This is a genomic window from Methylobacterium sp. AC315, assembly GCF_979253755.1.
The window spans coordinates 1-19,068 of record NZ_CEEDEA010000033.1 but is presented as its reverse complement, the minus strand read 5'-3'; the positions used below and the strand labels follow the sequence as shown (position 1 = coordinate 19,068).

Here is a 19,068-nt window from a genome sequence, read left to right as displayed (position 1 = left end):
GGCTGCGCGAGTTGCAATTATGTCGAGATTTTGGCGAGACGATCCACTAAAGCTTTTAGCGATCGCCTTCCGAACCAAGGCCCTAAGGCCCGCTGAGGTGGCGCTCCTTCCTTGGGGCACTTGCCATGTCGACGTGTAACAAACCGGACTCGGCCAAGAAAACCGACGCGCCGTCGGACAGTAAAGACCAGCTGCGCAACCACATCCGGCGCGTGTTGCTTTGTATCAAGACCCGGTCGGCGCAGAAGTAGTTGCTGCGCCACCGCGCAGAGTGCGATCGACCATCCGGCATACGAGCTCGGCGTGAGGATGCCCGGACAGGGTCTGGCCGCGACGCTTTGCGGCATAACCTGACCGTCTGTCGGCGGCCCGCTGTGGCGTCCCTGCGCTGGCGCGGCCCGCCGACAGACGGCATCGTCGCGTCATGGTGAAGCCCGGAACCCCGACCTGCGAAGTCTCCGTCGAAGGAGCCTGGGTGGCCATGACGGTCGACGAGGCGCAAGCGCGCCATCGCGACGCCCTCAAGCGCTGCCCGGCCTGCTTCGGACGCCTGATGATTCAGGGTGGCTATACGGCGGTGCGGCGCGCTTCGCCGTCACATTTCCGCGTCCACGATGGCTGCCCGCTGATCCCGCGCCACTACAAGGGCGCGCCATCGCGGCACCCGGCGGCGATCAGCTAGACGAGGGTCTGCCGTTTTTTCAGCGGAAGCCGTCCCGATGCTCGGCGCATCGGGGGCACCGAAGCTCCGCGACCGTTCGAGATCGAGACTCAGCGCTGTACCGCCTCGATGTCGTCCTCGAAGATCGAGTCGGGCTGGCAGGCGTGCCAGTCCTTCTTCTCGTCGGTCTGCCCTTTGCGACCCCAGCAATAGCCGGCCTGGGCCAGGCGTCCGCTTAGTCGGTCCCGGAGCCGGCACTGCTCGCGGATGACGGCAGGATCGCCGGATCCCTCGCATCCGAGCGCGGCCCGCGCCTCCGCGCTCAGCAGTTCGGGCACCGTGGGCGGCGGCTGCTGTGCGAGTGCGACCCCGGCAGCCATACTGAGGGTGAGGGCGGCGAGGGCGGTGCGCATCCCGGCACGATACAGGCCGGCGGAGCCTTGTCGAGACGACGACCGCGTCGAGCGGGCACGGCGGCCGGTCCGCTCACTAGGGCGCGCGGTCATCACAGGGGTCCGCATCTCAGGGATTTACCGCCGGTCGGGCACGCTATCGCCCGCGCAGGAAGAAGAACCAGATCAGGATGAGGACGGGGATCGGGACCCCGATCAGCCACAGCAGACCACCCGTCAGCATCGCGCTCTCCTTGAACTCTCCGAAGGGCAACCCCGTGCGGAGCGGGACCGTTCCGGCATGCCGGCGGTGCAGTCGGCCCCGTTGTCAGAAGGTTGCAACCAGCGCCACACCGGCGACCATCAGGACGCCGCCGAGGATGCGCCACAGGCCGGCGGGATGCGTCTCGAAGCCGACCCAGCCGAAATGGTCCAGTACGATCGAGGTGATCACACCAGAGGTGACGAGAAGGCCGAGGAACGGTGCGGCCCCGATCTGCCGCCCCACGATGAATTGCGCCAGGATGATGCAGCCGCCCAGGATCCCACCGAACCACGCCCACCAGGGCATCGCCATCACCTGATCCGCCGTGGGCCAGGTGAGCCTGCCGGAGAGGAGGCCGACCACGAGGATGCAGGTGGCAGTCCCGGCCGCCACCACGAGCCCCGCGGTCAGCGATTCGGCAAGCCCTTTGGAGAGCGCCCCGTTCTGCCCCGCCTGGACGGCATTGGCGACGCCCGCCAGCAAAACGAAGCCGTACAGGTACCACATGGTTGAGATCCCGATCTGTGACGGCACGGGTTGGCGACACGGTCGGGGCCGTGGCGGCGCACAACCGAGGTCGGTGACCTCTCATACTGCCGCGACAACCGCGCGGGGATGGTCCGACGGGGTGTCGGATGCCTGTCAGAGCACCCCGTCCGGCTGCGGTCCCGCGGTATCCATGCGGTCGGCCAGATCCTGCACGACCTCGTGGACGAGGGGCGGCCAGGGCACGTTGCTGTCCTGAAGGAGGCGCGCCGCACACACCAGCGCGGCGAGTTGATCGCCCGAGATCGCCCGCCCCATGATCTGAGAAGCCAGCATCTGCTCCGCCAGGGCCGTCGAGAGGCGCAGAACCTCCGGCATCCGAGCTGTCCGGGGATCGCATTCTGGGCTGGAATGCGCGTCGGGGTCCCTGTCGGTCATGTCAGCCCCCCTTCGCTTCGTAGCCGCGCGCCACCCGGATGAATACGGGTTCGGCGGCAGGCATGTTCCATCGCCGATCGACGGCGTTGCCCGATGACATGACAATCGGGTTCATCGAAAGCAGATTTTTCAGTCTGTTCGGCGTTGTCAGGGCGAAGACCGATGATCGATCGGTCACCGGCCCGGTCGGCGCGGTCTCTCTCGGCGGTGACCCAACGAGGGGCGACGGTGGGCGCCCGCCGAAGCGGGGAGGGCGGGGCCGGCCCGCTCTCCCCGGGCCTCGGGGAGACCGATGCGCGCTATTTGGTGATCCGCACCGAGACCGGATCGCTGCCGGGAAAGCTCTCTTCCAGCGCCTCGTCGAGCCGCTTTTCCATCCGATCCGCCTGGTTCGCGGCGAGACCCCGATCCGCAGCCGGGAATCCGGCCGCGAGCGCGGTCGAACGCCGGCGCGCCGTCGACCGGAACACGTCGTAGACGAGCAGGCCGAGCCCGGCGGCGATCAGCAGGGCCGGCACGGGGTTGACCCGCACGTCGGCGACGAAACGCTCGACCGCCTCGCCGGCGGCCTGCCCGGACCGCTTCAGGTCGCCGAGATCCCGGGGGATGCCCGGACCTTGAAGGCGGGATTGCAGATCGCCCAGCGTGCGATCCAGGCGCCCGCGGCTCGCCTCCACGTCCTGCTCGAGTTCGTCCGCCGCGTTGGTCATGGGTCCTGTACTCCGGTGGGGCATCGTCCCGCGGTGCCGGTTTCCGGCCCTCGGTACAATACGAAATCGAAACTCTCAGGCCTCGTCCCGGAGCGGATGTCCAGGACGATCCGCGAGACCCTGCGCAACTCTGCTGATCTGCCGTCCCATCCGGGTCCGCCGCCTACCGGGATCCGCGCTCCGCGACGCGGCCCTACAGGTCCGGCGTCGGCAGGACGTCGACCGGGACCAGGGCCCGCGAGCGCGGCACCGGCCGGATCCCGGGCGGGTTGATCAGCCGATAGAGCGCGACGCCGGCCAGCATGGCGGCGGCCGCGGTCAGGACGGGCCGGCGCCGGGCGGCTGCCCGGACCGCGTCGTACATCTCGCCGAAGGAGCGGCGGGACATGTCCTCGGCCAGCCCGTCGACACCGAGAGCGGCCTGCTCGAAGAAGGCTTTCACATGCGGCAGCCCATCGAAGCCCGCGCCCGAATCCCGGATGGCATCGCCGACATCGGAGACGACCCGGACCGCATCGGCCCGCCGCTTACCGGCATAGCCGTGTGCTTGATCGCGCAGGGCGTCTGCGAACCCACGCGCCGGGTCCCGGTCCGGCCCGGAGGAGGTCGGACCTCGATCCTGGGCACTGTTCCGCATCAAGCTGTTCTCCGGCAGGAATCCGTCTGAAGGGAAGCCGGCAGCAGCCCATCCAGTTCCGCGAGCGACCGGGGGAGCGTCGGCCTTTCCGGTGTCGCGGAGCCGGCCGGCGCGGTCCATCCAACCCGCGCGAATTCCAGCACCGGGCGCAGCCTATGTTAACAAACCCTCACCCTGCCGACTTGATTTTAATGGTTTGTTAATCATTGCGCGTCGTTTAATCACCCAACGTCTACAGGCAGGGAGAGGGCGCCCCGTGAGCGAGCTGCAGCGGCTTTTGAACGATCCGCGCTTCCGCACCGCCGACAAATCGAAGCGCGAGCCGGGCGCAGCCCCGGAAGCCAATCTCGGCAACGTCCTGCGGGTGGTGTCGTCGCTGAACGAGCAGGCCCCGTTGCCGACACCGCAATCGTCGCCGCAGGATTGGGACGCGCTGATCCACCGGGTGCAGGCCGCGGCCCGGCAAGCGCGGGAAGTCGAGGCCCAGGCTCGGGAGCGCGAGGAGCGCATCGAGCACGTGCTGGAGCGGGTCCGCGACGACATCAATGCATCGAACGAACGGGCCCGCATCGCCGAAGTTCAGGCGCGGGAAGCGCAGATTCGCGCGGAAGCGCAGGTCATCGCCGCCGAAGAGCGCGCCAAGGCGGCCGAGGCGCGAGCCCGGGCGGCGGAGGATCGCGCGCGTCACGCCGAGGAGTGGCTGGCCCGCGTCCAGGACGCGATCATGTCCGAATTCTCCGACCTGACCGATCAGGCCGCCGCATGAGCAGCAGCCCGGCCCGAGCGCAAGCGGTCCCCCCGGAAGTCGAGCCGGTGGACCGGGTGGTCGCGCTGTTCTCCGGACCCGACGCCGTCGCGTCCGCGGAGGACGAGGATTGGTCGGCCTCGCTGCTGGCCGTCCGGGGCGTCGCAGCTCGGGTCCGCGAGATGCAGAAGCGCGCGCGGGACTCCGCCCGAGACGCGCAGCGCTCGGTCCGCGAGGCGGATGCGGCGGCGCGGGCGGCCGAGGACCGGGCCCGCCATGCCGAGGCGACGATGCGCGAGGCGGTTGCCCGCGCGGAGCGGGCCGAGGAACAGGTCCGCTTGGCGGCCGAGCGGGCCGACCGGGCGGAAGCCCGCGCGACGGAGGCGCATATGTGGCTGCGACGCATGCACGAATGCATGGTCAGCGAGTTCGGCACGCTCGCCGCGGACCCGCCCCGGCCCTGACGCGCCGCCGCGGTCAAGCAACCTCCGGAGCCGCCACGACGTCGACCGCGTGCGGTGTCCAGGCGTAGGGCGCGGTATGGCCGTGATACCCGGCGATCTCGAGTTGCAGGATCCGGATGCACTCGGCCGATAGCTCCGTCAGGATGTCGTAGCCCTCCTCGTCCACCGCGGACCGGACCGTCACGAACGGCCGGTGATCGTCGTAGGTGACGAGGACTTCCTGTTCGGCATACGGATCGAGCGGGTTAATACAATAATGGGCCGGCATCCGCCTTCGCTCCTGAGATGATGTTACGCAGGATGCCTCTAGTTCCTGGTTGTAACAGCCCGATGAAGAGTGCCGACCGCCCCGCCACACGGTCACAATCCGAGCAGGGCGCCCGGGCCGGACGCGATTGGGCAAGGTGCAATTGGGAGAGGCCCGGAAAACTCGGCCCGGAGGGCGGCGAGCGCCGCGCGGATCGCCAGCGTCACAGATCGGGGCGCGCTCGCGGCCTGGGCGCGCAGCTGAAGCTGCTGCAGCTCGTGCCGGAGGACCCGCCGCCCGGGATCGCCGGGGAGCCCGTAATCCGCGGTGAGCAGACTCAACAGCTGCCGGCCGAACGGATCCGCAAGAAGGGCCGCCATCAATCCATCCCGATGCAATACAGAAACACGCCAATAGCGGCCTATGCTCTATCGCTCAGTATAAACCGCTGATTGGCGACTCCATAGCCGGAATGATAGGCGTAGATTACTGACTTGCGTACCCCCCACGCAGGCCAGTACCGGCGAGGCGGGAGGGGGAGCCTTGCTCGCCCGCCTCGCCGGTACCCCCGGCTCCCGGTCGTCGCCGATGCGCCCGCCGCTCCCGCTATAAGCGGCCGACCGCCCAACAGACGTCCCGACCCGGAACGATTCCCTATCCTTACGGGACCGCGCGCTCCTGCGAGGCGCCGGCCGCCCAGTCTGTGCGCAACGGGTATCGATCCCGGCGACATGCTGAATCCACCTCAAAACGACCATTCATTTTAAGGGCAAAACAATATTTTTCGACGATGATTGCTGCATCCGGGCAATTCTAAGCTGTCCAGCGAGCAGGCCACCGTGACCCTCAGTCTCGTTCTCAGTATCACCGCCCCGCTGCTGACCGGCGTCGGCGCCCTGCTCTGGGCTGGGTTCGTAGCCCCGTGCCTTGACGAGGTGCCGGAAGCGGGCGCGCGCCGCGACCTGCGGACCTGGTAGCGCGCACCTCACTTTTCGGGCCCGCCACCGGGGACGGGGCGGGGAGGGGGCCGCTCACGGCATGCGTCGGATCCCGGTGATGTTCTCTGGCGAAAGGTCGGCCGCCAGACTCCGGTGCGGCGGGGTTGCGGCGGCCCGCACCCGGGTCGGCGGCGTCCTGCCGTGGTCGGCCGCACTTGGGGCCATCGCAGCCTCCCGGTCCGGCCAATCCTCGAGCTTCAGATGCCGGGCCGGCTTCTGATCGCCGCAGCCGTCGCAGACCGAGACCAGCCACGATTGCCAGAGGCCATCGGTCTTATCCTGTGCCGAGCGCGCCTGCTCGCGGTGCGCGGAGGCCAGCGGCAGAGTGTCGAGGTCGGCTTGCTGCTTGGGCGGCGCCAGGGTCCGGAGTTCGTCGAGCTGGACGTCGCGTTTGGCCGGCACGCCGGCCTCCGGTCCGGATCCGGGCGACGCGTTGGGCAAGGAGGCAGGCGAGGCGCTGGGCAAGGGCTCGGCCAAGGAGCCGGTGGTGCCGGGATCGGGCCGGCAGCCGATGCAGATCCGGGTGCTGATCGCGTTGTCCGCGACCTGGCGCGGGGTCCGGCGCGCGATCGGCCGGATCTCGGCCGGGCTGGCGTCCCGACTCGGCGGTTTGGTCTGTCCCACCGCGGTGGTGTTCGGCACTTTCTCGGTCGAGAGCGGGCCTCCGCCGGTCCCGGTGACGTCCGGCTGCGCGCAGGCCAGTCCGGCCGAGAGCGCCCAGAGCGCAAACCCGGCCAAAGGAATCCGAAGCACGATCATGGGCACCTCCATGAGAGACCAATCCCACAGGTTGCATCGGGTTCGATAAGTCTTTCGGCGGATCGGCACGCCCGGTCCCGCATACGCCCCGCCCCGGGTGCCGGCGGCAACGGGCGCGCCTTACCATCCCGCAAAGGTCCTCGCCGGGAAGACCGGTTCTCGGAGGCATCCATGGATCTCGGGTTGAGCGGGCGCCGGGCGCTCGTATGCGCGGCCAGCAAGGGTCTCGGCCGGGGCTGCGCCCTGGCGCTCGCCCGCGAGGGCGTCGCCGTGACGATCACCGCCCGCACCGCGGAGACCCTGGAGGCGACCGCCGAGGCCATCCGCCGGGAAACCGGCGCCGCCGTGACCGTGGTGGTGGGCGACATCGCCACCGAGGCCGGCCGGGCCGCCGCGCTCGCCGCCTGCCCGGAGCCCGACATCCTGGTCAACAATGCCGGCGGCCCGCCCCCGGGGGATTTTCGCGACTGGGACCGCGACGCCTGGATCCGGGCGCTCGACGCCAACATGCTGGCGCCGATCGCCCTCATCCAGGCTACCGTCGACGGCATGATCGGGCGCAGGTTCGGCCGGATCGTGAACATCACCTCCGGGGCCGTGAAGGCGCCGATCGCGCATCTCGGCCTGTCCAACGGCGCCCGCTCGGGGCTGACCGGCTTCGTGGCCGGCCTCGCCCGCCAGACGGTGCGGCACAACGTGACGATCAACAACCTCCTGCCCGGCCCGTTCGACACCGACCGGATCCGCAGCAACGCCGCCGCCGGCGCCGCCAAGGCCGGCACCAGCGTGGAGGCGTTCCTCGAAGCCCGGGCGCGCGACAACCCCGCGGGCCGCTTCGGCCAGCCGGACGAGTTCGGCGCCGCCTGCGCGTTCCTGTGCAGCCGCCACGCCGGGTTCATCACCGGCCAGAACTTGCTGATGGACGGCGGAGCATATCCCGGGACGTTGTGAACGCCTGTCCGGCCGGCCCATCCCACCCATCCCGTCATCTCTCCCTCATCCTGAGACGCCCGCATCAGCGGGCCTCGAAGGAGCCTCAAGCCGACCGCGCTATTCCCGGAGCCCTCCTTCGAGACCTCCGCTCCGCTTCGGTCCCTCAGGATGAGGGGGATGGTCTGCGACGGTGCGGGGCTCGACGGCTTTCGACACACCGCATCGGCCCCGCGCGGAAAACACCGCCGGGGGCATGGCCTAAAAAACCCAGGCGCAACCGGGGTGACGCGGGACGCCGCGAAGCCCGAACGCAACGTTGCACAAAGCCGGCTCCCCGGCGTCCCGCGGACAGGTGGCGCCGCCGCCGATAGGCTGATCGCACCACCCCATCCGTCTTTTACGTCTGGTGTTCGTCACGCGGGAACGCGCCTGCGCTAAGATCCGACCCGAGGTGCTCATCGCCCCTCAGCACTTCCGAGCGAGCCTTCGTCGCACGCCCCCTCGTAGTGGAGAGCGCTGCAGAACCGCCGCACCGCCCAGGCCAGGGTCGCCAGGACAGGGTCGCCGCGGGCCTCTGAACGACCGGAGGAATTTCTTCCGCCGACCGCCGCCCAGCCCGAGTCGGGGGGTGTCGCGTTCCCGCGCCCGAGGCTGCCGCAGCCGACGGCAGACGCGGGCCCCGTCCCACAGCCGCCGATCCGGCGGCTAACCGGGCCGGCGGCTGTGGGACGTCTCACGACATATCGCGGCAGGCGGTAAGACCATGAGCACAAGATAGGAATAATATAAAAAATCGCGGAGTAAAGGGCTCCCAAAAGGCAAGTCCTTTGGCGGGGTTCGGGGAAGGAGCCCCTGATCATGGGGCTATGCCCCACACCCGGGCTCCGCCCTGGATCCGCACAAGGTCCCGGACCTTGTGCGGATCCAGGACTCCAGCGATCGGCCCCGATGCATTGCCGGCCGCCGGCCCCTGGTGCACCCTGTCGGCGATGCCGCCCAGCGAGCCAGGAGCCGTCGCATGATCGAAGCCGCCCATTCGAGCGCCCCGGACCCCGCAGCCGACCCCGCCGCGGTCGAGGCGATGCGTTTCGACCTGGCTGCGGCCTACCGGCTGATCCACCGGCTCGGCCTTGACGACAGCATCTACACCCACATCTCGGCGCGGCTGCCGGGAGAGGGGCATCGGTTCCTGATCAACCCCTACGGGATGCGCTTCGAGGAGGTGACGCCGCACAACCTCGTCACCGTCGATATCGACGGGCGCGTGCTCGAGGATCCGATGGGGCTGGGCATCAACCCCGCCGGCTTCACGATCCACAGCGCCATCCACGCCGCGCGCCACGACGCGATCTGCGTGCTGCACACCCACACGGTCGCGGGCGTCGCGGTGTCGTGCCAGGAGGAGGGGCTGCTCGCCCTGAACCAGTGGTCGATGCAGTTCGCCGGCCGGCTCGCCTATCACGCCTACGAGGGCATCGCCCTCGACCTCGACGAGCGGGCGCGGCTGGTGGCCGACCTCGGCGACAAGCCCGTCATGGTGCTGCGCAACCACGGGCTGCTGACCTGCGGCCGCTCGGTCGGCGAGGCGTTCAAGCTGATGCACAACCTGGAGCGCTCGTGCCGGGCGCAGCTGGCGATCCAGGCGGCCGGGGCGCCGATCACCCGGCCCTCCGCCGCCATCGCGGCCAAGACCGCCGGGCAATACGCAGCCGGCTACGATCGCGTCGCCGTCCAGGGCGCGCCCGACAACGAGTGGGCCGCGTTCAAGCGGATGCTGGCCCGCACCGATCCCGATTGCGCTCAGTGAGCCGGCTACGGATGGCGGAGGTTTTGGGGCGTGGGACGTTGTCGTCTGGAACACGGGCGGCGCTCTCCGGCCCCTTGTGGCTACGGGTTACACCGGTTTCCACCGGAGCCGTGACCATGCCGTGATCATGCCGTGATCATGCCGCGGGTGCGTGGCGCGCAGGTTCTCACCCCCGTGCGGGAGAGGGGACCCGAGCCAGGTCCTTTTTTACCCGCCGGCGAGCCGGGCAGGGCGCCTCACGGCTCCGGCCAGGCGGCGCTCGACCGGTAGGTGCGCTTCAGGAAGTCGAGGAACGCCCGGGTCTTGGCCGGGACGAAGGCCCGGCTCGGATAGACCGCGTAGATGCCGGCCTGCGCGGCGGCCGTGTAGGCTGGCAGCACCACCTCCAGCAGGCCGCTGCGCAATTCCGCGTGCACGTCCCAGGTGGAGCGCAGGGCGATCCCCAGCCCGCCGATCACCGCCTCGCGCACGACCTCGTTGGAATGGGTGCGCAGCGGCCCGGCGGCGCCGACCGTGCAGGGCCCGTCCGGCCCGACCAGCCGCCACGGGTTCTGGTTCTCGGTGGCGAGGCAGACATGGCCGCGCAGGTCGTCGAGCCCGGCCGGGCGCCCGGCCGCGTCGAGGTAGCTCGGGCGCGCGCACAACACCCGCCGCACCGGGGCGAGGCGCAGCGCGGTCAGCCCGGAACTCTCCAGGGCGCCGACCCGGATCGCGAGATCGTAGCCGCGCTCCACGATGGGCTCGAAATCGTCGCTCAGCTCCAGGTTCAGGACGATCTCGGGATGGAGCGTGAAGAAGGCCCGCAGGTGCGGGACGATGTGCAGCCGCCCGAACGAGGTCGGCGCCGTCACCCGCAGGGTGCCCCGGGCCCGGGAGGCCCGCTGCGACACCAAGGTCTCGGCCTCCGCGATGGAATCGACGATCGGGGCGATCCGCTGGAAGAACTCCTGGCCGACATCGGTGGGGGCGACCCGCCGGGTGGTCCGGTGCAGCAGCCGCACCGCCAGCCGCTCCTCCAGCCGTTTCAGGCGCTTCGAGACCACCGCCACCGACAGGCCGAGTTCGGCCCCGGCCTGGGTGAGGCTGCCGGCCCGGACCACCCGGGCGAAGATCTCCAGATCGCTGTGGTCGTGCATCGGGTGGGATCCGCATTCTCAACGCCGCGGAAAGAATCAAATCCCTTTTGGCGCCTTTTTCGCCGGAGCCAAGGGTCCTATCGCTGGGGCGTCAAAGATTCTTCACGCGCCGCTCAAGTTTTTCTGACATGCGCGCGCCAGCCCAGGGGATCGCCATGTCGGGCCTCGTCGTCGCCGAAGACCTCCGCCGCTTCGTGTCCGAGGAGGCGCTGCCCGGGACGGGCGTGGACGCGGACCGGTTCTGGTCGGGCTTCGCGGCGATCCTCCGGGATCTGGCCCCGCGCAACCGGGCGCTGCTCGACCGGCGCGACGCGCTCCAGGCCGACATCGATGCCTGGCATCGCGACCGAACGGGCCAGCCGCACGATCCGGCGGCCTACGCGGCGTTCCTGGCGCAGATCGGCTACCTGCAGCCGGAGCCGGAGGCCGTGCGGGTCACCACCGCGGACGTGGATGCGGAGATCGCCGGGATCGCCGGCCCGCAGCTCGTGGTGCCGATCTCGAACCCGCGCTACGCCCTCAACGCCGCCAACGCCCGCTGGGGCAGCCTCTACGACGCGCTCTACGGCACCGACGCGATCCCGCAGGACGGCGACCGCGCCCCGGGCCAGGGCTTCAACCCGGCCCGCGGGGCGGCCGTGGTCGCCCGGACCAGGGCGTTCCTGGACGCCGCCGCGCCGCTGACCGCCGGCGCCTGGGCCGAGGCCACCGGCTTCGCGGTGACGGCGGGACGCCTCGCGGTGGATCTCGGCGGCCGGACGGCTGGGCTGGCGGACGAGGCCGCGCTGGCGGGCTATACCGGTGCCGCGCAGGCGCCTGACGCCATTCTGCTGCGCCATCACGGGCTGCACATCGAGATCCGGCTCGACCGGACCAGCCCGATCGGCCGCACCGATCCGGCCGGCATCGCCGACGTGGTGCTCGAATCCGCCCTCTCGACCATCATGGACATGGAGGATTCGGTTGCCGCCGTGGACACCGCCGACAAGGTCGCGGTGTACCGGAGCTGGCTCGGCCTGATGCGCGGCGACCTCGTCGCGCATCTGCCCAAGGGCGGCCACACCATCGCGCGGCGGCTTGCCGAGGACCGGACCTACACGGCCCCCGACGGCGGCGGCCTGAGCCTGCCGGGCCGGTCGCTGATGCTGGTGCGCCATGTCGGGCATCACATGGTCACGGACTCCGTGAAGCTGGACGGCGCCGAGATCCCAGAGACGATGCTGGACGCGGCGATTACCGCGCTGATCGCGCTCCACGATCTCAAGGGCACCGGCCCGCTCCGCAACAGTCGGGCAGGTTCGGTCTACATGGTCAAGCCGAAGCTGCACGGGCCCGACGAAGTGGCGTTCGCGGCGGAGCTTTTCGGCCGGGTCGAGACGCTGCTGGGGCTGGCGCCGCGGACCCTGAAGATCGGCGTGATGGACGAGGAGCGGCGCACCAGCGCGAACCTCCGGGCCTCGATCGCCGCCGCGGCCGACCGCCTGTTCTTCATCAACACCGGCTTCCTCGACCGGACCGGCGACGAGATCCACACCACGATGGAGGCCGGCCCGGTGGTCCGCAAGGACGCCATGAAGGCCACCGCCTGGATCCAGGCCTACGAGGACGGCAACGTCGATGCCGGGCTGGCCTGCGGGCTGCCGGGCCACGCCCAGATCGGCAAGGGCATGTGGGCCGCCCCCGACCGGATGGCGGCGATGCTGGCCGCGAAGGGCGACCACCCGGAGGCCGGCGCCAACACCGCCTGGGTCCCGTCCCCGACGGCGGCCACGCTCCACGCGCTCCACTACCACCGGACCGACGTGCGCGCCCGCCAGGCCGAGCTCCGCGGCCGGGCGCCCGCGACCCGCGCCGCCATGCTGACCCTGCCGTTGGCCACGGAGGCGCTCCCGCCCGAGGCCGTCCGGGAGGAGCTCGACAACAACTGCCAGGGGATCCTCGGCTACGTGGTCCGCTGGATCGACCAGGGCGTCGGCTGCTCGAAGGTGCCCGACATCCACGATGTCGGGCTGATGGAGGACCGCGCCACCCTGCGCATCTCCAGCCAGCACATCGCCAACTGGCTCCGGCACGGGATCGTGGACCGCGTGCAGGTCGCCGAGGCCCTGCGCCGGATGTCCGGTATCGTCGACCGCCAGAACGCCGGCGATCCGTCCTACCGGCCGATGGGACCGGATTTCGACGGGCCGGCCTTCCAAGCCGCGGAGGCCCTGATTTTCGAGGGTGCGGCCCAGCCGAACGGCTACACCGAGTTCGTCCTGCACCGCTACCGCCGGGCGGCGAAGCGCCGGGGCGCGTGACGCGCGCCGTCCCGGGCTTGCGCGGAGGAGCCTCGGCCGGGTCTCAGCGACGCTTGCGCGTCGCGAACCGTCACCGGGATCCGCATCGGTTCTGACCGGTAGCGCAGGGGCGGGCGCCTCCCAGACGGACGAGGCCACGCGCTCGGATGGCCCGACGCGCGCGGATCGGCCAGAGTGAACTGGAGGCTAGACCCGGGGGGAAGGCGGCCAGAGGCGGCCCAGCGGCGGCTCCGTTCCATCGAGACATCCACGTGTGTAGTGTCCGGAAGTCAACGCCGGGCCTCCTGGGGCTTCCTGCGCGATTTGGGGGCGAAAGTGTCAAGCTCGCGTCAGCTGTTGCCGTTGGGTTCAGGCTCTGTCCGCATTTCTGTCCACCGACCGAGGAGTGGCAGCCGTCAATAAGTCCAGACAGTACCTCAGCCTCGGCCGCGGTAATCTTCCCCTCGCTATATCTAAATGCGAGACTCAGCGGCTTGGCCTTATCGCTTCGTCAGCGGCCACAGCCTCGACCTCGCAGCCCTCGTGAGCGCCTCTCCAGCTTCCACGATGGCGGATCGGTCTCAGCCACAGGTGAAGGGGTTTCGGACGTTGCTGGCGGCCGCCATCATGGGAGCCCATCCAACCCCACCCTGAGCTTCAGCCGCTTGGCCCCGTTCGACCTGCGTGCTGATGCCGCGAGGCGTTTGCGGTCCGGCTGCTACGTTTCTTGCAACAGCGTTTGGCGCCTCGTCGTTGTGGCAGTGATTGAGCGCTCGCTTGAGGCTGCAGCCCGCCTATGTCTCCTACCCCCTTAAACCCAGATCCGTCTGACCCGCCTAACGAACAAGGCTCGACAGTCTGGATGTTGGCACTCGCCACCGCGCTCCTCAGCCTCGTAGTGCACTGACGCGGTCAGAGGATTCACACGGGGGGGATGCATGCGTGTCTGGGCGATGGCTCAGGCCGTCTGCGTGCTCCTCGACGACGCCACCAAGTTGACTTTGTCCACGATCGCCGGAGATCGATCCCGCCCCCTTAAGCACATCCTGCGGGCGCGCATCGTCCTGCTCTCGTTCGAACGCTTGAGCGTGCGGGACGTGGCTCGGCAGGCCGGCGTCACAGCCGGCCCGCGGTCTGGCGCTGGCAGCAGCGCTTTGCCGAGGAGGGTGTTGAGGGCCTGCTGCGGGACAAGACCCGCCCACCCGGCACCCCGCCGCATTCCACCCGCACAGTGGCGAAGGTGCTGGCGCTGACGTGTTCGGAACTGCCGGACGAGGTCACGCACTGGACCGGCCGCGCCGTCGCTGCGCGGACCGGCATCTCACTCCGCTCCGTGCAGCGGATCTGGCAGGAGCACCGCCTGCAACCGCATCGGGTGCGGACCTTCAAGCGCTCCCACGACCCGGCCTTCGCCGAGAAGGTCGAGGATGTGGTCGGTCTCTATATGCAACCGCCCGCCCACGCCGTCGTGCTGTCCATCGACGAAAAGTCCCAGATCCAGGCCCTGGAGCGAACCCGTCCCGACCAGCCGCTCGGACCCGGGCATCCCGCTGCTCAGACGCACGACGACACCCGCCACGGCACCACGACCTTGTTTGCCGCCCTCGACGTCCTGGAAGGCACCGTGCTCGGCCGCTGCATGCAGCGCCATCGCCACGGTGAGGTCATCCGTTTCCTCAACACCGTCGAGGCGGCAGTCCCCGCGGGCAAGGCGATCCACGTGGTGCTCGACAATTACGGCAGCCACAAGCACCCGAAGGTGCGCGCCTGGCTCACCCGCCACCCGCGATGGACGTTCCACTTCACACCGACCTCGGCCTCTTGGCTCAATGCCGTCGAGGGCTTCTTCTCCACGCTGACGCGCCGTCGCCTCCGGCGAGGCACCTTCACCGGCATCGTCGACCTGCAGGCCGCCATCAAACGCTACATCGGTGAGCACAACCAAAGCCCACGACCCTTCGTCTGGACCAAGCCCGCCGCCGCCATCTTCGACGCCCTCAATCGAACCCCTGAACCATCCGTCTGAGTCAGTGCACTAGCTCACGGTCGAGCTGACGAGGTACTGCACACCATGTCCAAATTGCATCCCCGTGCCCGAGGTCATCTCAGCTCGTTCACCGCCAGAGACGCAGTTCGCCGAGAACACGCAGATCAGGTCAACCAAGATCTCGACGCCGAGAAACAGGTGCTGGGCGAGCGGACCGCGCAGCTACGTGCCGCTCGATTGGTTCAGAAGTGCATCGAGCCCGCCGCATCGTAAAGCTGCAGAGGTCATTTTTCCCGAAGAGAATGGTGAGGGCCCGGCGTGCGATTGCGGAAGGCACTGTGGATTTGCGGTAGCAAGGACTGACGCAACAGCCGCCTATAGGTACACTCTCCGGCGATGCATAAGCTCGCGCCCAGCAGTCTCTCTCGGCTCCGAACCCTCGCGGCGACCGGACCGCGGTTCTATCAGATCAACGTCTACATGCGGCGCCTTGAAACGCTGGGATTGGTGGTGGGCACTGGTCGAGCGCGGCCGGCAGAAGACAGCGCCGAGTACGAAATCACCGCATCAGGACGCCAGGAATTGATCGAACGATATGGAGCCTCATAGTCGGCGTGCTCGCGAAGAGATAGCCTACGCACCCCGCCATCCGTGATCAGATCACAAGCTCAAGCCGGCCAAAGAAGACTATACAGATCTGCGCATCAGCAAAATCAAAAACGATTAGTTAAAATCTATTCGCAACCAAGTACTAGAAAATAAACTTCTGTCACGCCGCATCGGACATATTTGTTCTAATTTTTGACTGCTGAACGCAATTTGCTGTCATCTGCCCCAGGTAGAGCAACAAAACATCAATCATCACTGTCAAATCGCCATCATCAATACCGAAGATAGTTTCCCGTAGATCGATTGCCTGAAGAACGGCACGATCCAGCACGATCGCTCTATCAATCCTCATGAAGTCAGCAGACGCGCGATCTGTATCCATAGCCCTACCCTCAAAACTCACTTATGATGTGAAGGCAAAGTTAACAGTTAGTTAACAGACTCGCTCATGAGTTGCATTAAATGAACTACAACCATGATCGGTTGTTGCTGCTCATGCCCAGTTCTGGATTTGCGCCTCAGGGTGGGTACGAAGCGCCCCAATTCCGGGATGGACTCAATGGGAAGGGCCGAGCAAAGGTGCTTCACGGTATCTTGAATTCATGCGCGATCTGACCGATCGATGGCGTGTTGCGCGATTATGGACACGCTTGATCCCAGTCTCGCCGACCACGCCTCTATCCTGGAACGGGTTGCTCGCGCACTCGATGCGCCGGTCGCCGAGTTCATAGACGAGCGGTCTGTCGACGAAGGGGACGACCTTCTCGCCCTCGTGCGCCTCTGGTCAAAGATCGAGGACAACCAGGGTCGTCGTCGTGTCCTGGATGTGGCGCGGCAGGAAGCAAAACGTGGCAGCCACAAGAGGCGCGCCGAGCAGCTTTCAACCAAGATCCGGCAGACCCGCTTCTGACCGCATGGCCTGCCGGTAGCACCTATCGTAGCTCGGCCGGATATCATCCAGTCCCGGCAGCCTATGCAGACGCCGGTGAGATAGACGACCTCCCCCGCCGGCCCGTGATCAGATCGGGCGACGGGGCCGAGCCGGCGAGTACGCCATCAAGGGGGTACGCGTCCGGTGAGGACCGCCTTGTGTGATGGTCGGGTCGGGTTGAGGTCATAGGAGTAATCCTAGGACTTTGAGCATGACGCGGTCGGGCATCGAACTGGTGAGGTCGAAGCGGCGGCGAAGCTGGACGCGGGCGGTGAAAGAGCGGCTTGTGGTTGCCTCGTTCGAGCCGGGCGTGTCGGCCTCGGATGTCGCTCGCGAAGCAGCCGTGAAGAAATGAAGCCGAGGCTATATGCCGAGGATCGAAGCCCTCTGTAGGGTTCGCCGTTCGAGCAAGGGCAGTGGTGGATCGCCTCACATGACAGACGACAACGAAAGCCTTCCGTTCCTCCCAGCGGAGTGGCGGCGATCGGCCGAGGCCATCGCGCACGCGATGGGGTTTGCACCGCCTGCCCAGGCCAGCGAAGCCGAATGGGACGTCATTCTGCGCAACGTCAAAGAGGCAGCGCGGCTCCGCGGGATCATCGACCCGCCGATCGGCTGGCAGGAAGCGTTGGCGCGCAAATTCGGGCGCGGACAACAGGGCGGCGGGTAGTGAACGACGATTGGATTCCCCCGAGAAGCCGCCTTGGCCGCGCCTCGGAACCCCGGGTTCTCTTCTGACGCACAGCAGTTGGCGCCGGAGCTTTAGCAGCGGCTGCCGGCTTCCGTCGAGGCGCGGGCGCGGATGCGCGGAGTCGATCTGCCAGTTGGTTGGTGCGCAGAACTGGCCGAATCGTCCAGGGGCCAGTGTTCCGGCCGGTGTCACGATCAGGGAATGTGCGAGGCACCCTCAAAACTGAGGAGGCGCTTGCTACGCCCCGGCTGACCACCCACGCGGTGGCCGATATCATCAAGCGGTACTGTACGGCTGCCGGGCTCGATGCCTCGACCTTCGGGGTTCACAGCCTGCGAGCCGGCTACATTACCACAGCAGCCGAGCGCGGGGCCGATCTCGCGCGGATCATGGATCAGTCCGGCTACCGGGATCCGCGGACCGTCGTCGGATACATTCTGCGAGCGAACGCCTTTAAGGGGCACTCAGGAAGCGGGTTTTTATAGGCTGCCTGGTTGCACGATAGGACCCGCTCGACTGAGGTTTCTTAGGAGACGAGAGCGAGTTCGCCTTCCCGAGCAGCACGCTCGCCACCATCAGACTTAATCCGGTAGCAAGGCTCGCCGGACCGGTCGTCAGGCATGAGCCGAACAACCTCGTAAAGGCCGTCGACGACGGTGCTTTTATTGTTGCCGTAGTTGATACCGAGCTGCCGAACGCTCTGACCAAGCTTGAATTTATGAGACATCAATCGTCCTCCATGAAGCCGCTCCCAGGGGAACGGCTTCGAAGCTGGTCATAGATAGATAAGCGACGCTCAAGCGGACTGGAGGTTGCCAGCAGACTGCTTGCCGCTGCGCTTGTCGCTTTCCATCTCGTAAGAGATCTTTTGTCCCTCAATGAGATTACGCATCCCTGCACGCTCTACGGCCGAGATGTGCACGAACACATCATTGCCGCCATCGTCAGGCTGGATAAAGCCGAAGCCCTTGGTTTCGTTGAACCATTTCACAGTACCGATAGGCATAAATATTCCGTATTGCTGTAGGCAAGCCGATAGGTTGAGCGCATGCACTGCACGCGCTCGATTGTTATTCGTCGAAAATGGGAGAAATGCCGAGCGCTCGCCCTGTTGAGGCGAGGCGGCCCAATATTTGGCCAAAGATCGATAAGTGACCACTACGCTATTTGCGAGACAATCACAACCACACTTCAAATCATGCGGACAAGCTTGAGGCCTTCATATCCCCTACGGACCTGCCGCCATGTCTATCAACGTGACGGTCAGGATCGCCGGCGCGACCTTTTCCAGAAGGCGCTAATCAGCCCCTCCTTAGGCCTCCTTGGCCTTCCGCGGCCGGCCGGCACGCTTGGGCTTCTCGGAGACGGTCTCAGCGGGCTCGGCGGCCTTCGGAGCCGCATTCTTACGCTTCTGACCGAGGCCGAAGCTGTGGGCGAGCTTGGAGCGCGCCTCGGAGTAGCTGGCGGCCGTCGAGGGATAGTCGCGCGGCAAGCTGTAGCGCTCCCGGTACTGCTCGATCGTCATGCCGACGCCATTGAGGTGCCGCTTCAGGGTCTTGTACGGCTTGCCGTCGACGAAGCTGATCAGCACATCGGGAGTGACCGACTTCCGGATCTGCGAGGGGGTGGGCTTGTGGTTCACCTCCCAGCCCTCCCGTCGCAGTAGGATATGCAGCCGTCGGTAGCCGTAGCGCACCCGCGCGGCAGCGAGTTCCTTCAGCCGCATCCGCAGTGCCACCTGCGGGTCAGAGCGCTTCCTGTAACGCTGGGACGAGCGGCCAAAACCGGTGGCCCGGCAGGCCCGACGCTCGCTGATTGTGTTTCGGCGTGCAACCTTGGTTCTTCCGCACTTTCGGTGCTGAAGGTTTGGCATCCGATCAAGCTTTGCCGATC

The 19,068-nt window shown here is 67.5% G+C and carries 24 protein-coding genes and 2 pseudogenes; 13 read left to right on the top strand and 13 right to left on the bottom strand.

Annotated features, from left to right (window positions below; all coding sequences use genetic code 11):
* The first annotated feature begins 481 nt into the window (after positions 1–481).
* Positions 482–682 carry a hypothetical protein gene (locus tag AC0IY0_RS26955; protein ID WP_246692323.1) on the top strand — a complete coding sequence of 67 codons (201 nt, stop codon included), beginning with the start codon at positions 482–484 and terminating at the stop codon, positions 680–682.
* 89 nt (positions 683–771) lie between these two features.
* On the opposite strand, the gene AC0IY0_RS26950 is transcribed toward AC0IY0_RS26955, so the two are convergent.
* The 6 genes from AC0IY0_RS26950 to AC0IY0_RS26925 form a co-directional block, all read right to left on the bottom strand.
* Positions 772–1,167: a hypothetical protein gene (locus tag AC0IY0_RS26950; protein WP_246692972.1), complete on the bottom strand. Its 396-nt coding sequence runs from the start codon at positions 1,165–1,167 to the stop codon at positions 772–774.
* A 214-nt stretch (positions 1,168–1,381) separates the two neighbouring features.
* Positions 1,382–1,825 (bottom strand): DMT family transporter, encoded by a 444-nt coding sequence (locus AC0IY0_RS26945; protein WP_471766202.1) that lies wholly within the window; start codon positions 1,823–1,825, stop codon positions 1,382–1,384.
* Between the two features lie 135 nt (positions 1,826–1,960).
* On the bottom strand, positions 1,961–2,182 hold the full coding sequence (locus AC0IY0_RS26940; RefSeq protein WP_471766201.1) for a hypothetical protein: 222 nt from the start codon (positions 2,180–2,182) through the stop codon (positions 1,961–1,963).
* Between the two features lie 61 nt (positions 2,183–2,243).
* Positions 2,244–2,420, bottom strand: a complete 177-nt coding sequence (locus AC0IY0_RS26935; RefSeq protein WP_187278633.1) for a hypothetical protein — start codon at positions 2,418–2,420, stop codon at positions 2,244–2,246.
* A 121-nt stretch (positions 2,421–2,541) separates the two neighbouring features.
* Positions 2,542–2,952: a hypothetical protein gene (locus tag AC0IY0_RS26930; protein WP_147941614.1), complete on the bottom strand. Its 411-nt coding sequence runs from the start codon at positions 2,950–2,952 to the stop codon at positions 2,542–2,544.
* Between the two features lie 193 nt (positions 2,953–3,145).
* Positions 3,146–3,589 carry a hypothetical protein gene (locus AC0IY0_RS26925; protein WP_147941613.1) on the bottom strand — a complete coding sequence of 148 codons (444 nt, stop codon included), beginning with the start codon at positions 3,587–3,589 and terminating at the stop codon, positions 3,146–3,148.
* A 256-nt stretch (positions 3,590–3,845) separates the two neighbouring features.
* Here AC0IY0_RS26925 and AC0IY0_RS26920 point away from each other — a divergent pair, with 256 nt between their 5' ends.
* Both AC0IY0_RS26920 and AC0IY0_RS26915 read left to right on the top strand, forming a co-directional pair.
* Positions 3,846–4,355 (top strand): hypothetical protein, encoded by a 510-nt coding sequence (locus AC0IY0_RS26920; RefSeq protein ID WP_471766200.1) that lies wholly within the window; start codon positions 3,846–3,848, stop codon positions 4,353–4,355.
* Entirely contained in the window at positions 4,352–4,798 is a 447-nt protein-coding gene (locus AC0IY0_RS26915; protein WP_147941612.1) for a hypothetical protein, read from the top strand. Before AC0IY0_RS26920 ends, AC0IY0_RS26915 begins: the two co-directional genes overlap by 4 nt.
* 13 nt (positions 4,799–4,811) lie before the next feature.
* Here AC0IY0_RS26915 and AC0IY0_RS26910 read toward each other — a convergent pair whose 3' ends face one another.
* Together AC0IY0_RS26910 and AC0IY0_RS26905 are read right to left on the bottom strand one after the other, a co-directional pair.
* Positions 4,812–5,066: a hypothetical protein gene (locus tag AC0IY0_RS26910; RefSeq protein WP_147910225.1), complete on the bottom strand. Its 255-nt coding sequence runs from the start codon at positions 5,064–5,066 to the stop codon at positions 4,812–4,814.
* 92 nt (positions 5,067–5,158) lie between these two features.
* A complete protein-coding gene (locus AC0IY0_RS26905; RefSeq protein WP_147910224.1) occupies positions 5,159–5,425 on the bottom strand; it encodes a hypothetical protein in 267 nt (88 codons plus the stop codon).
* A 459-nt stretch (positions 5,426–5,884) separates the two neighbouring features.
* On the opposite strand from AC0IY0_RS26905, the gene AC0IY0_RS26900 reads away from it, so the two are divergent.
* Positions 5,885–6,022: a hypothetical protein gene (locus AC0IY0_RS26900; RefSeq protein ID WP_187278632.1), complete on the top strand. Its 138-nt coding sequence runs from the start codon at positions 5,885–5,887 to the stop codon at positions 6,020–6,022.
* Between the two features lie 54 nt (positions 6,023–6,076).
* Here AC0IY0_RS26900 and AC0IY0_RS26895 read toward each other — a convergent pair whose 3' ends face one another.
* Positions 6,077–6,802, bottom strand: a complete 726-nt coding sequence (locus tag AC0IY0_RS26895) for a hypothetical protein (RefSeq protein ID WP_147942012.1) — start codon at positions 6,800–6,802, stop codon at positions 6,077–6,079.
* 171 nt (positions 6,803–6,973) lie between these two features.
* On the opposite strand from AC0IY0_RS26895, the gene AC0IY0_RS26890 reads away from it, so the two are divergent.
* Both AC0IY0_RS26890 and AC0IY0_RS26885 read left to right on the top strand, forming a co-directional pair.
* The gene (locus AC0IY0_RS26890) at positions 6,974–7,753 is read left to right on the top strand and encodes an SDR family oxidoreductase (protein WP_147910222.1); all 780 of its coding nucleotides are present in this window, start codon (positions 6,974–6,976) and stop codon (positions 7,751–7,753) included.
* Between the two features lie 1,000 nt (positions 7,754–8,753).
* Positions 8,754–9,542, top strand: a complete 789-nt coding sequence (locus AC0IY0_RS26885; protein ID WP_147910221.1) for a class II aldolase/adducin family protein — start codon at positions 8,754–8,756, stop codon at positions 9,540–9,542.
* 236 nt (positions 9,543–9,778) lie between these two features.
* Here the strand turns inward: AC0IY0_RS26885 and AC0IY0_RS26880 are convergent, their stop codons facing one another.
* A complete protein-coding gene (locus AC0IY0_RS26880; protein ID WP_471766199.1) occupies positions 9,779–10,678 on the bottom strand; it encodes a LysR family transcriptional regulator in 900 nt (299 codons plus the stop codon).
* Between the two features lie 155 nt (positions 10,679–10,833).
* Between AC0IY0_RS26880 and AC0IY0_RS26875 the strand changes: the two genes are divergently transcribed.
* The 3 genes and pseudogenes from AC0IY0_RS26875 to AC0IY0_RS26865 all read left to right on the top strand — a co-directional run bounded on the left by AC0IY0_RS26875 (position 10,834) and on the right by AC0IY0_RS26865 (position 14,983).
* Positions 10,834–12,978: a malate synthase G gene (locus AC0IY0_RS26875; RefSeq protein WP_471766212.1), complete on the top strand. Its 2,145-nt coding sequence runs from the start codon at positions 10,834–10,836 to the stop codon at positions 12,976–12,978.
* A 913-nt stretch (positions 12,979–13,891) separates the two neighbouring features.
* Positions 13,892–13,996 carry a hypothetical protein gene (locus AC0IY0_RS26870; protein ID WP_471766198.1) on the top strand — a complete coding sequence of 35 codons (105 nt, stop codon included), beginning with the start codon at positions 13,892–13,894 and terminating at the stop codon, positions 13,994–13,996.
* Positions 13,953–14,983, top strand: a pseudogene (locus AC0IY0_RS26865) (IS630 family transposase). Before AC0IY0_RS26870 ends, AC0IY0_RS26865 begins: the two are co-directional and overlap by 44 nt.
* 730 nt (positions 14,984–15,713) lie before the next feature.
* On the opposite strand, the gene AC0IY0_RS26860 reads toward AC0IY0_RS26865, so the two are convergent.
* Positions 15,714–15,935 carry a hypothetical protein gene (locus tag AC0IY0_RS26860; RefSeq protein WP_471766197.1) on the bottom strand — a complete coding sequence of 74 codons (222 nt, stop codon included), beginning with the start codon at positions 15,933–15,935 and terminating at the stop codon, positions 15,714–15,716.
* A gap of 258 nt (positions 15,936–16,193) precedes the next feature.
* On the opposite strand from AC0IY0_RS26860, the gene AC0IY0_RS26855 reads away from it, so the two are divergent.
* From AC0IY0_RS26855 to AC0IY0_RS26840, 4 genes are all read left to right on the top strand, one after another.
* A complete protein-coding gene (locus AC0IY0_RS26855) occupies positions 16,194–16,463 on the top strand; it encodes a hypothetical protein (RefSeq protein ID WP_147910959.1) in 270 nt (89 codons plus the stop codon).
* 232 nt (positions 16,464–16,695) lie between these two features.
* Complete coding sequence (locus tag AC0IY0_RS26850; protein ID WP_147910960.1) at positions 16,696–16,839, top strand: transposase; 144 nt, start codon at positions 16,696–16,698, stop codon at positions 16,837–16,839.
* A 78-nt stretch (positions 16,840–16,917) separates the two neighbouring features.
* The gene (locus AC0IY0_RS26845; protein ID WP_147910961.1) at positions 16,918–17,154 is read left to right on the top strand and encodes a hypothetical protein; all 237 of its coding nucleotides are present in this window, start codon (positions 16,918–16,920) and stop codon (positions 17,152–17,154) included.
* 161 nt (positions 17,155–17,315) lie between these two features.
* On the top strand, positions 17,316–17,660 hold the full coding sequence (locus AC0IY0_RS26840) for a tyrosine-type recombinase/integrase (protein WP_471766211.1): 345 nt from the start codon (positions 17,316–17,318) through the stop codon (positions 17,658–17,660).
* 311 nt (positions 17,661–17,971) lie between these two features.
* Here AC0IY0_RS26840 and AC0IY0_RS26835 read toward each other — a convergent pair whose 3' ends face one another.
* Both AC0IY0_RS26835 and AC0IY0_RS26830 read right to left on the bottom strand, forming a co-directional pair.
* Positions 17,972–18,181, bottom strand: a complete 210-nt coding sequence (locus tag AC0IY0_RS26835; protein WP_147941461.1) for a cold-shock protein — start codon at positions 18,179–18,181, stop codon at positions 17,972–17,974.
* A 306-nt stretch (positions 18,182–18,487) separates the two neighbouring features.
* Positions 18,488–18,991, bottom strand: a pseudogene (locus AC0IY0_RS26830) (MucR family transcriptional regulator); the annotation flags it as partial.
* Positions 18,992–19,068: the final 77 nt, after the last annotated feature.

Coding starts and splice junctions, on each gene's coding strand:
- AC0IY0_RS26955 (WP_246692323.1), top strand. CDS start 482: ATGACGGTCGACGAGGCGCAAGCGCGCCATCGCGACGCCCTCAAGCGC.
- AC0IY0_RS26950 (WP_246692972.1), bottom strand. CDS start 1,167: ATGACCGCGCGCCCTAGTGAGCGGACCGGCCGCCGTGCCCGCTCGACG.
- AC0IY0_RS26945 (WP_471766202.1), bottom strand. CDS start 1,825: ATGTGGTACCTGTACGGCTTCGTTTTGCTGGCGGGCGTCGCCAATGCC.
- AC0IY0_RS26940 (WP_471766201.1), bottom strand. CDS start 2,182: ATGCCGGAGGTTCTGCGCCTCTCGACGGCCCTGGCGGAGCAGATGCTG.
- AC0IY0_RS26930 (WP_147941614.1), bottom strand. CDS start 2,952: ATGACCAACGCGGCGGACGAACTCGAGCAGGACGTGGAGGCGAGCCGC.
- AC0IY0_RS26925 (WP_147941613.1), bottom strand. CDS start 3,589: ATGCGGAACAGTGCCCAGGATCGAGGTCCGACCTCCTCCGGGCCGGAC.
- AC0IY0_RS26915 (WP_147941612.1), top strand. CDS start 4,352: ATGAGCAGCAGCCCGGCCCGAGCGCAAGCGGTCCCCCCGGAAGTCGAG.
- AC0IY0_RS26910 (WP_147910225.1), bottom strand. CDS start 5,066: ATGCCGGCCCATTATTGTATTAACCCGCTCGATCCGTATGCCGAACAG.
- AC0IY0_RS26905 (WP_147910224.1), bottom strand. CDS start 5,425: ATGGCGGCCCTTCTTGCGGATCCGTTCGGCCGGCAGCTGTTGAGTCTG.
- AC0IY0_RS26895 (WP_147942012.1), bottom strand. CDS start 6,802: ATGATCGTGCTTCGGATTCCTTTGGCCGGGTTTGCGCTCTGGGCGCTC.
- AC0IY0_RS26890 (WP_147910222.1), top strand. CDS start 6,974: ATGGATCTCGGGTTGAGCGGGCGCCGGGCGCTCGTATGCGCGGCCAGC.
- AC0IY0_RS26885 (WP_147910221.1), top strand. CDS start 8,754: ATGATCGAAGCCGCCCATTCGAGCGCCCCGGACCCCGCAGCCGACCCC.
- AC0IY0_RS26880 (WP_471766199.1), bottom strand. CDS start 10,678: ATGCACGACCACAGCGATCTGGAGATCTTCGCCCGGGTGGTCCGGGCC.
- AC0IY0_RS26875 (WP_471766212.1), top strand. CDS start 10,834: ATGTCGGGCCTCGTCGTCGCCGAAGACCTCCGCCGCTTCGTGTCCGAG.
- AC0IY0_RS26870 (WP_471766198.1), top strand. CDS start 13,892: ATGCATGCGTGTCTGGGCGATGGCTCAGGCCGTCTGCGTGCTCCTCGA.
- AC0IY0_RS26860 (WP_471766197.1), bottom strand. CDS start 15,935: ATGGATACAGATCGCGCGTCTGCTGACTTCATGAGGATTGATAGAGCG.
- AC0IY0_RS26855 (WP_147910959.1), top strand. CDS start 16,194: ATGGACACGCTTGATCCCAGTCTCGCCGACCACGCCTCTATCCTGGAA.
- AC0IY0_RS26850 (WP_147910960.1), top strand. CDS start 16,696: ATGACGCGGTCGGGCATCGAACTGGTGAGGTCGAAGCGGCGGCGAAGC.
- AC0IY0_RS26845 (WP_147910961.1), top strand. CDS start 16,918: ATGACAGACGACAACGAAAGCCTTCCGTTCCTCCCAGCGGAGTGGCGG.
- AC0IY0_RS26835 (WP_147941461.1), bottom strand. CDS start 18,181: ATGCCTATCGGTACTGTGAAATGGTTCAACGAAACCAAGGGCTTCGGC.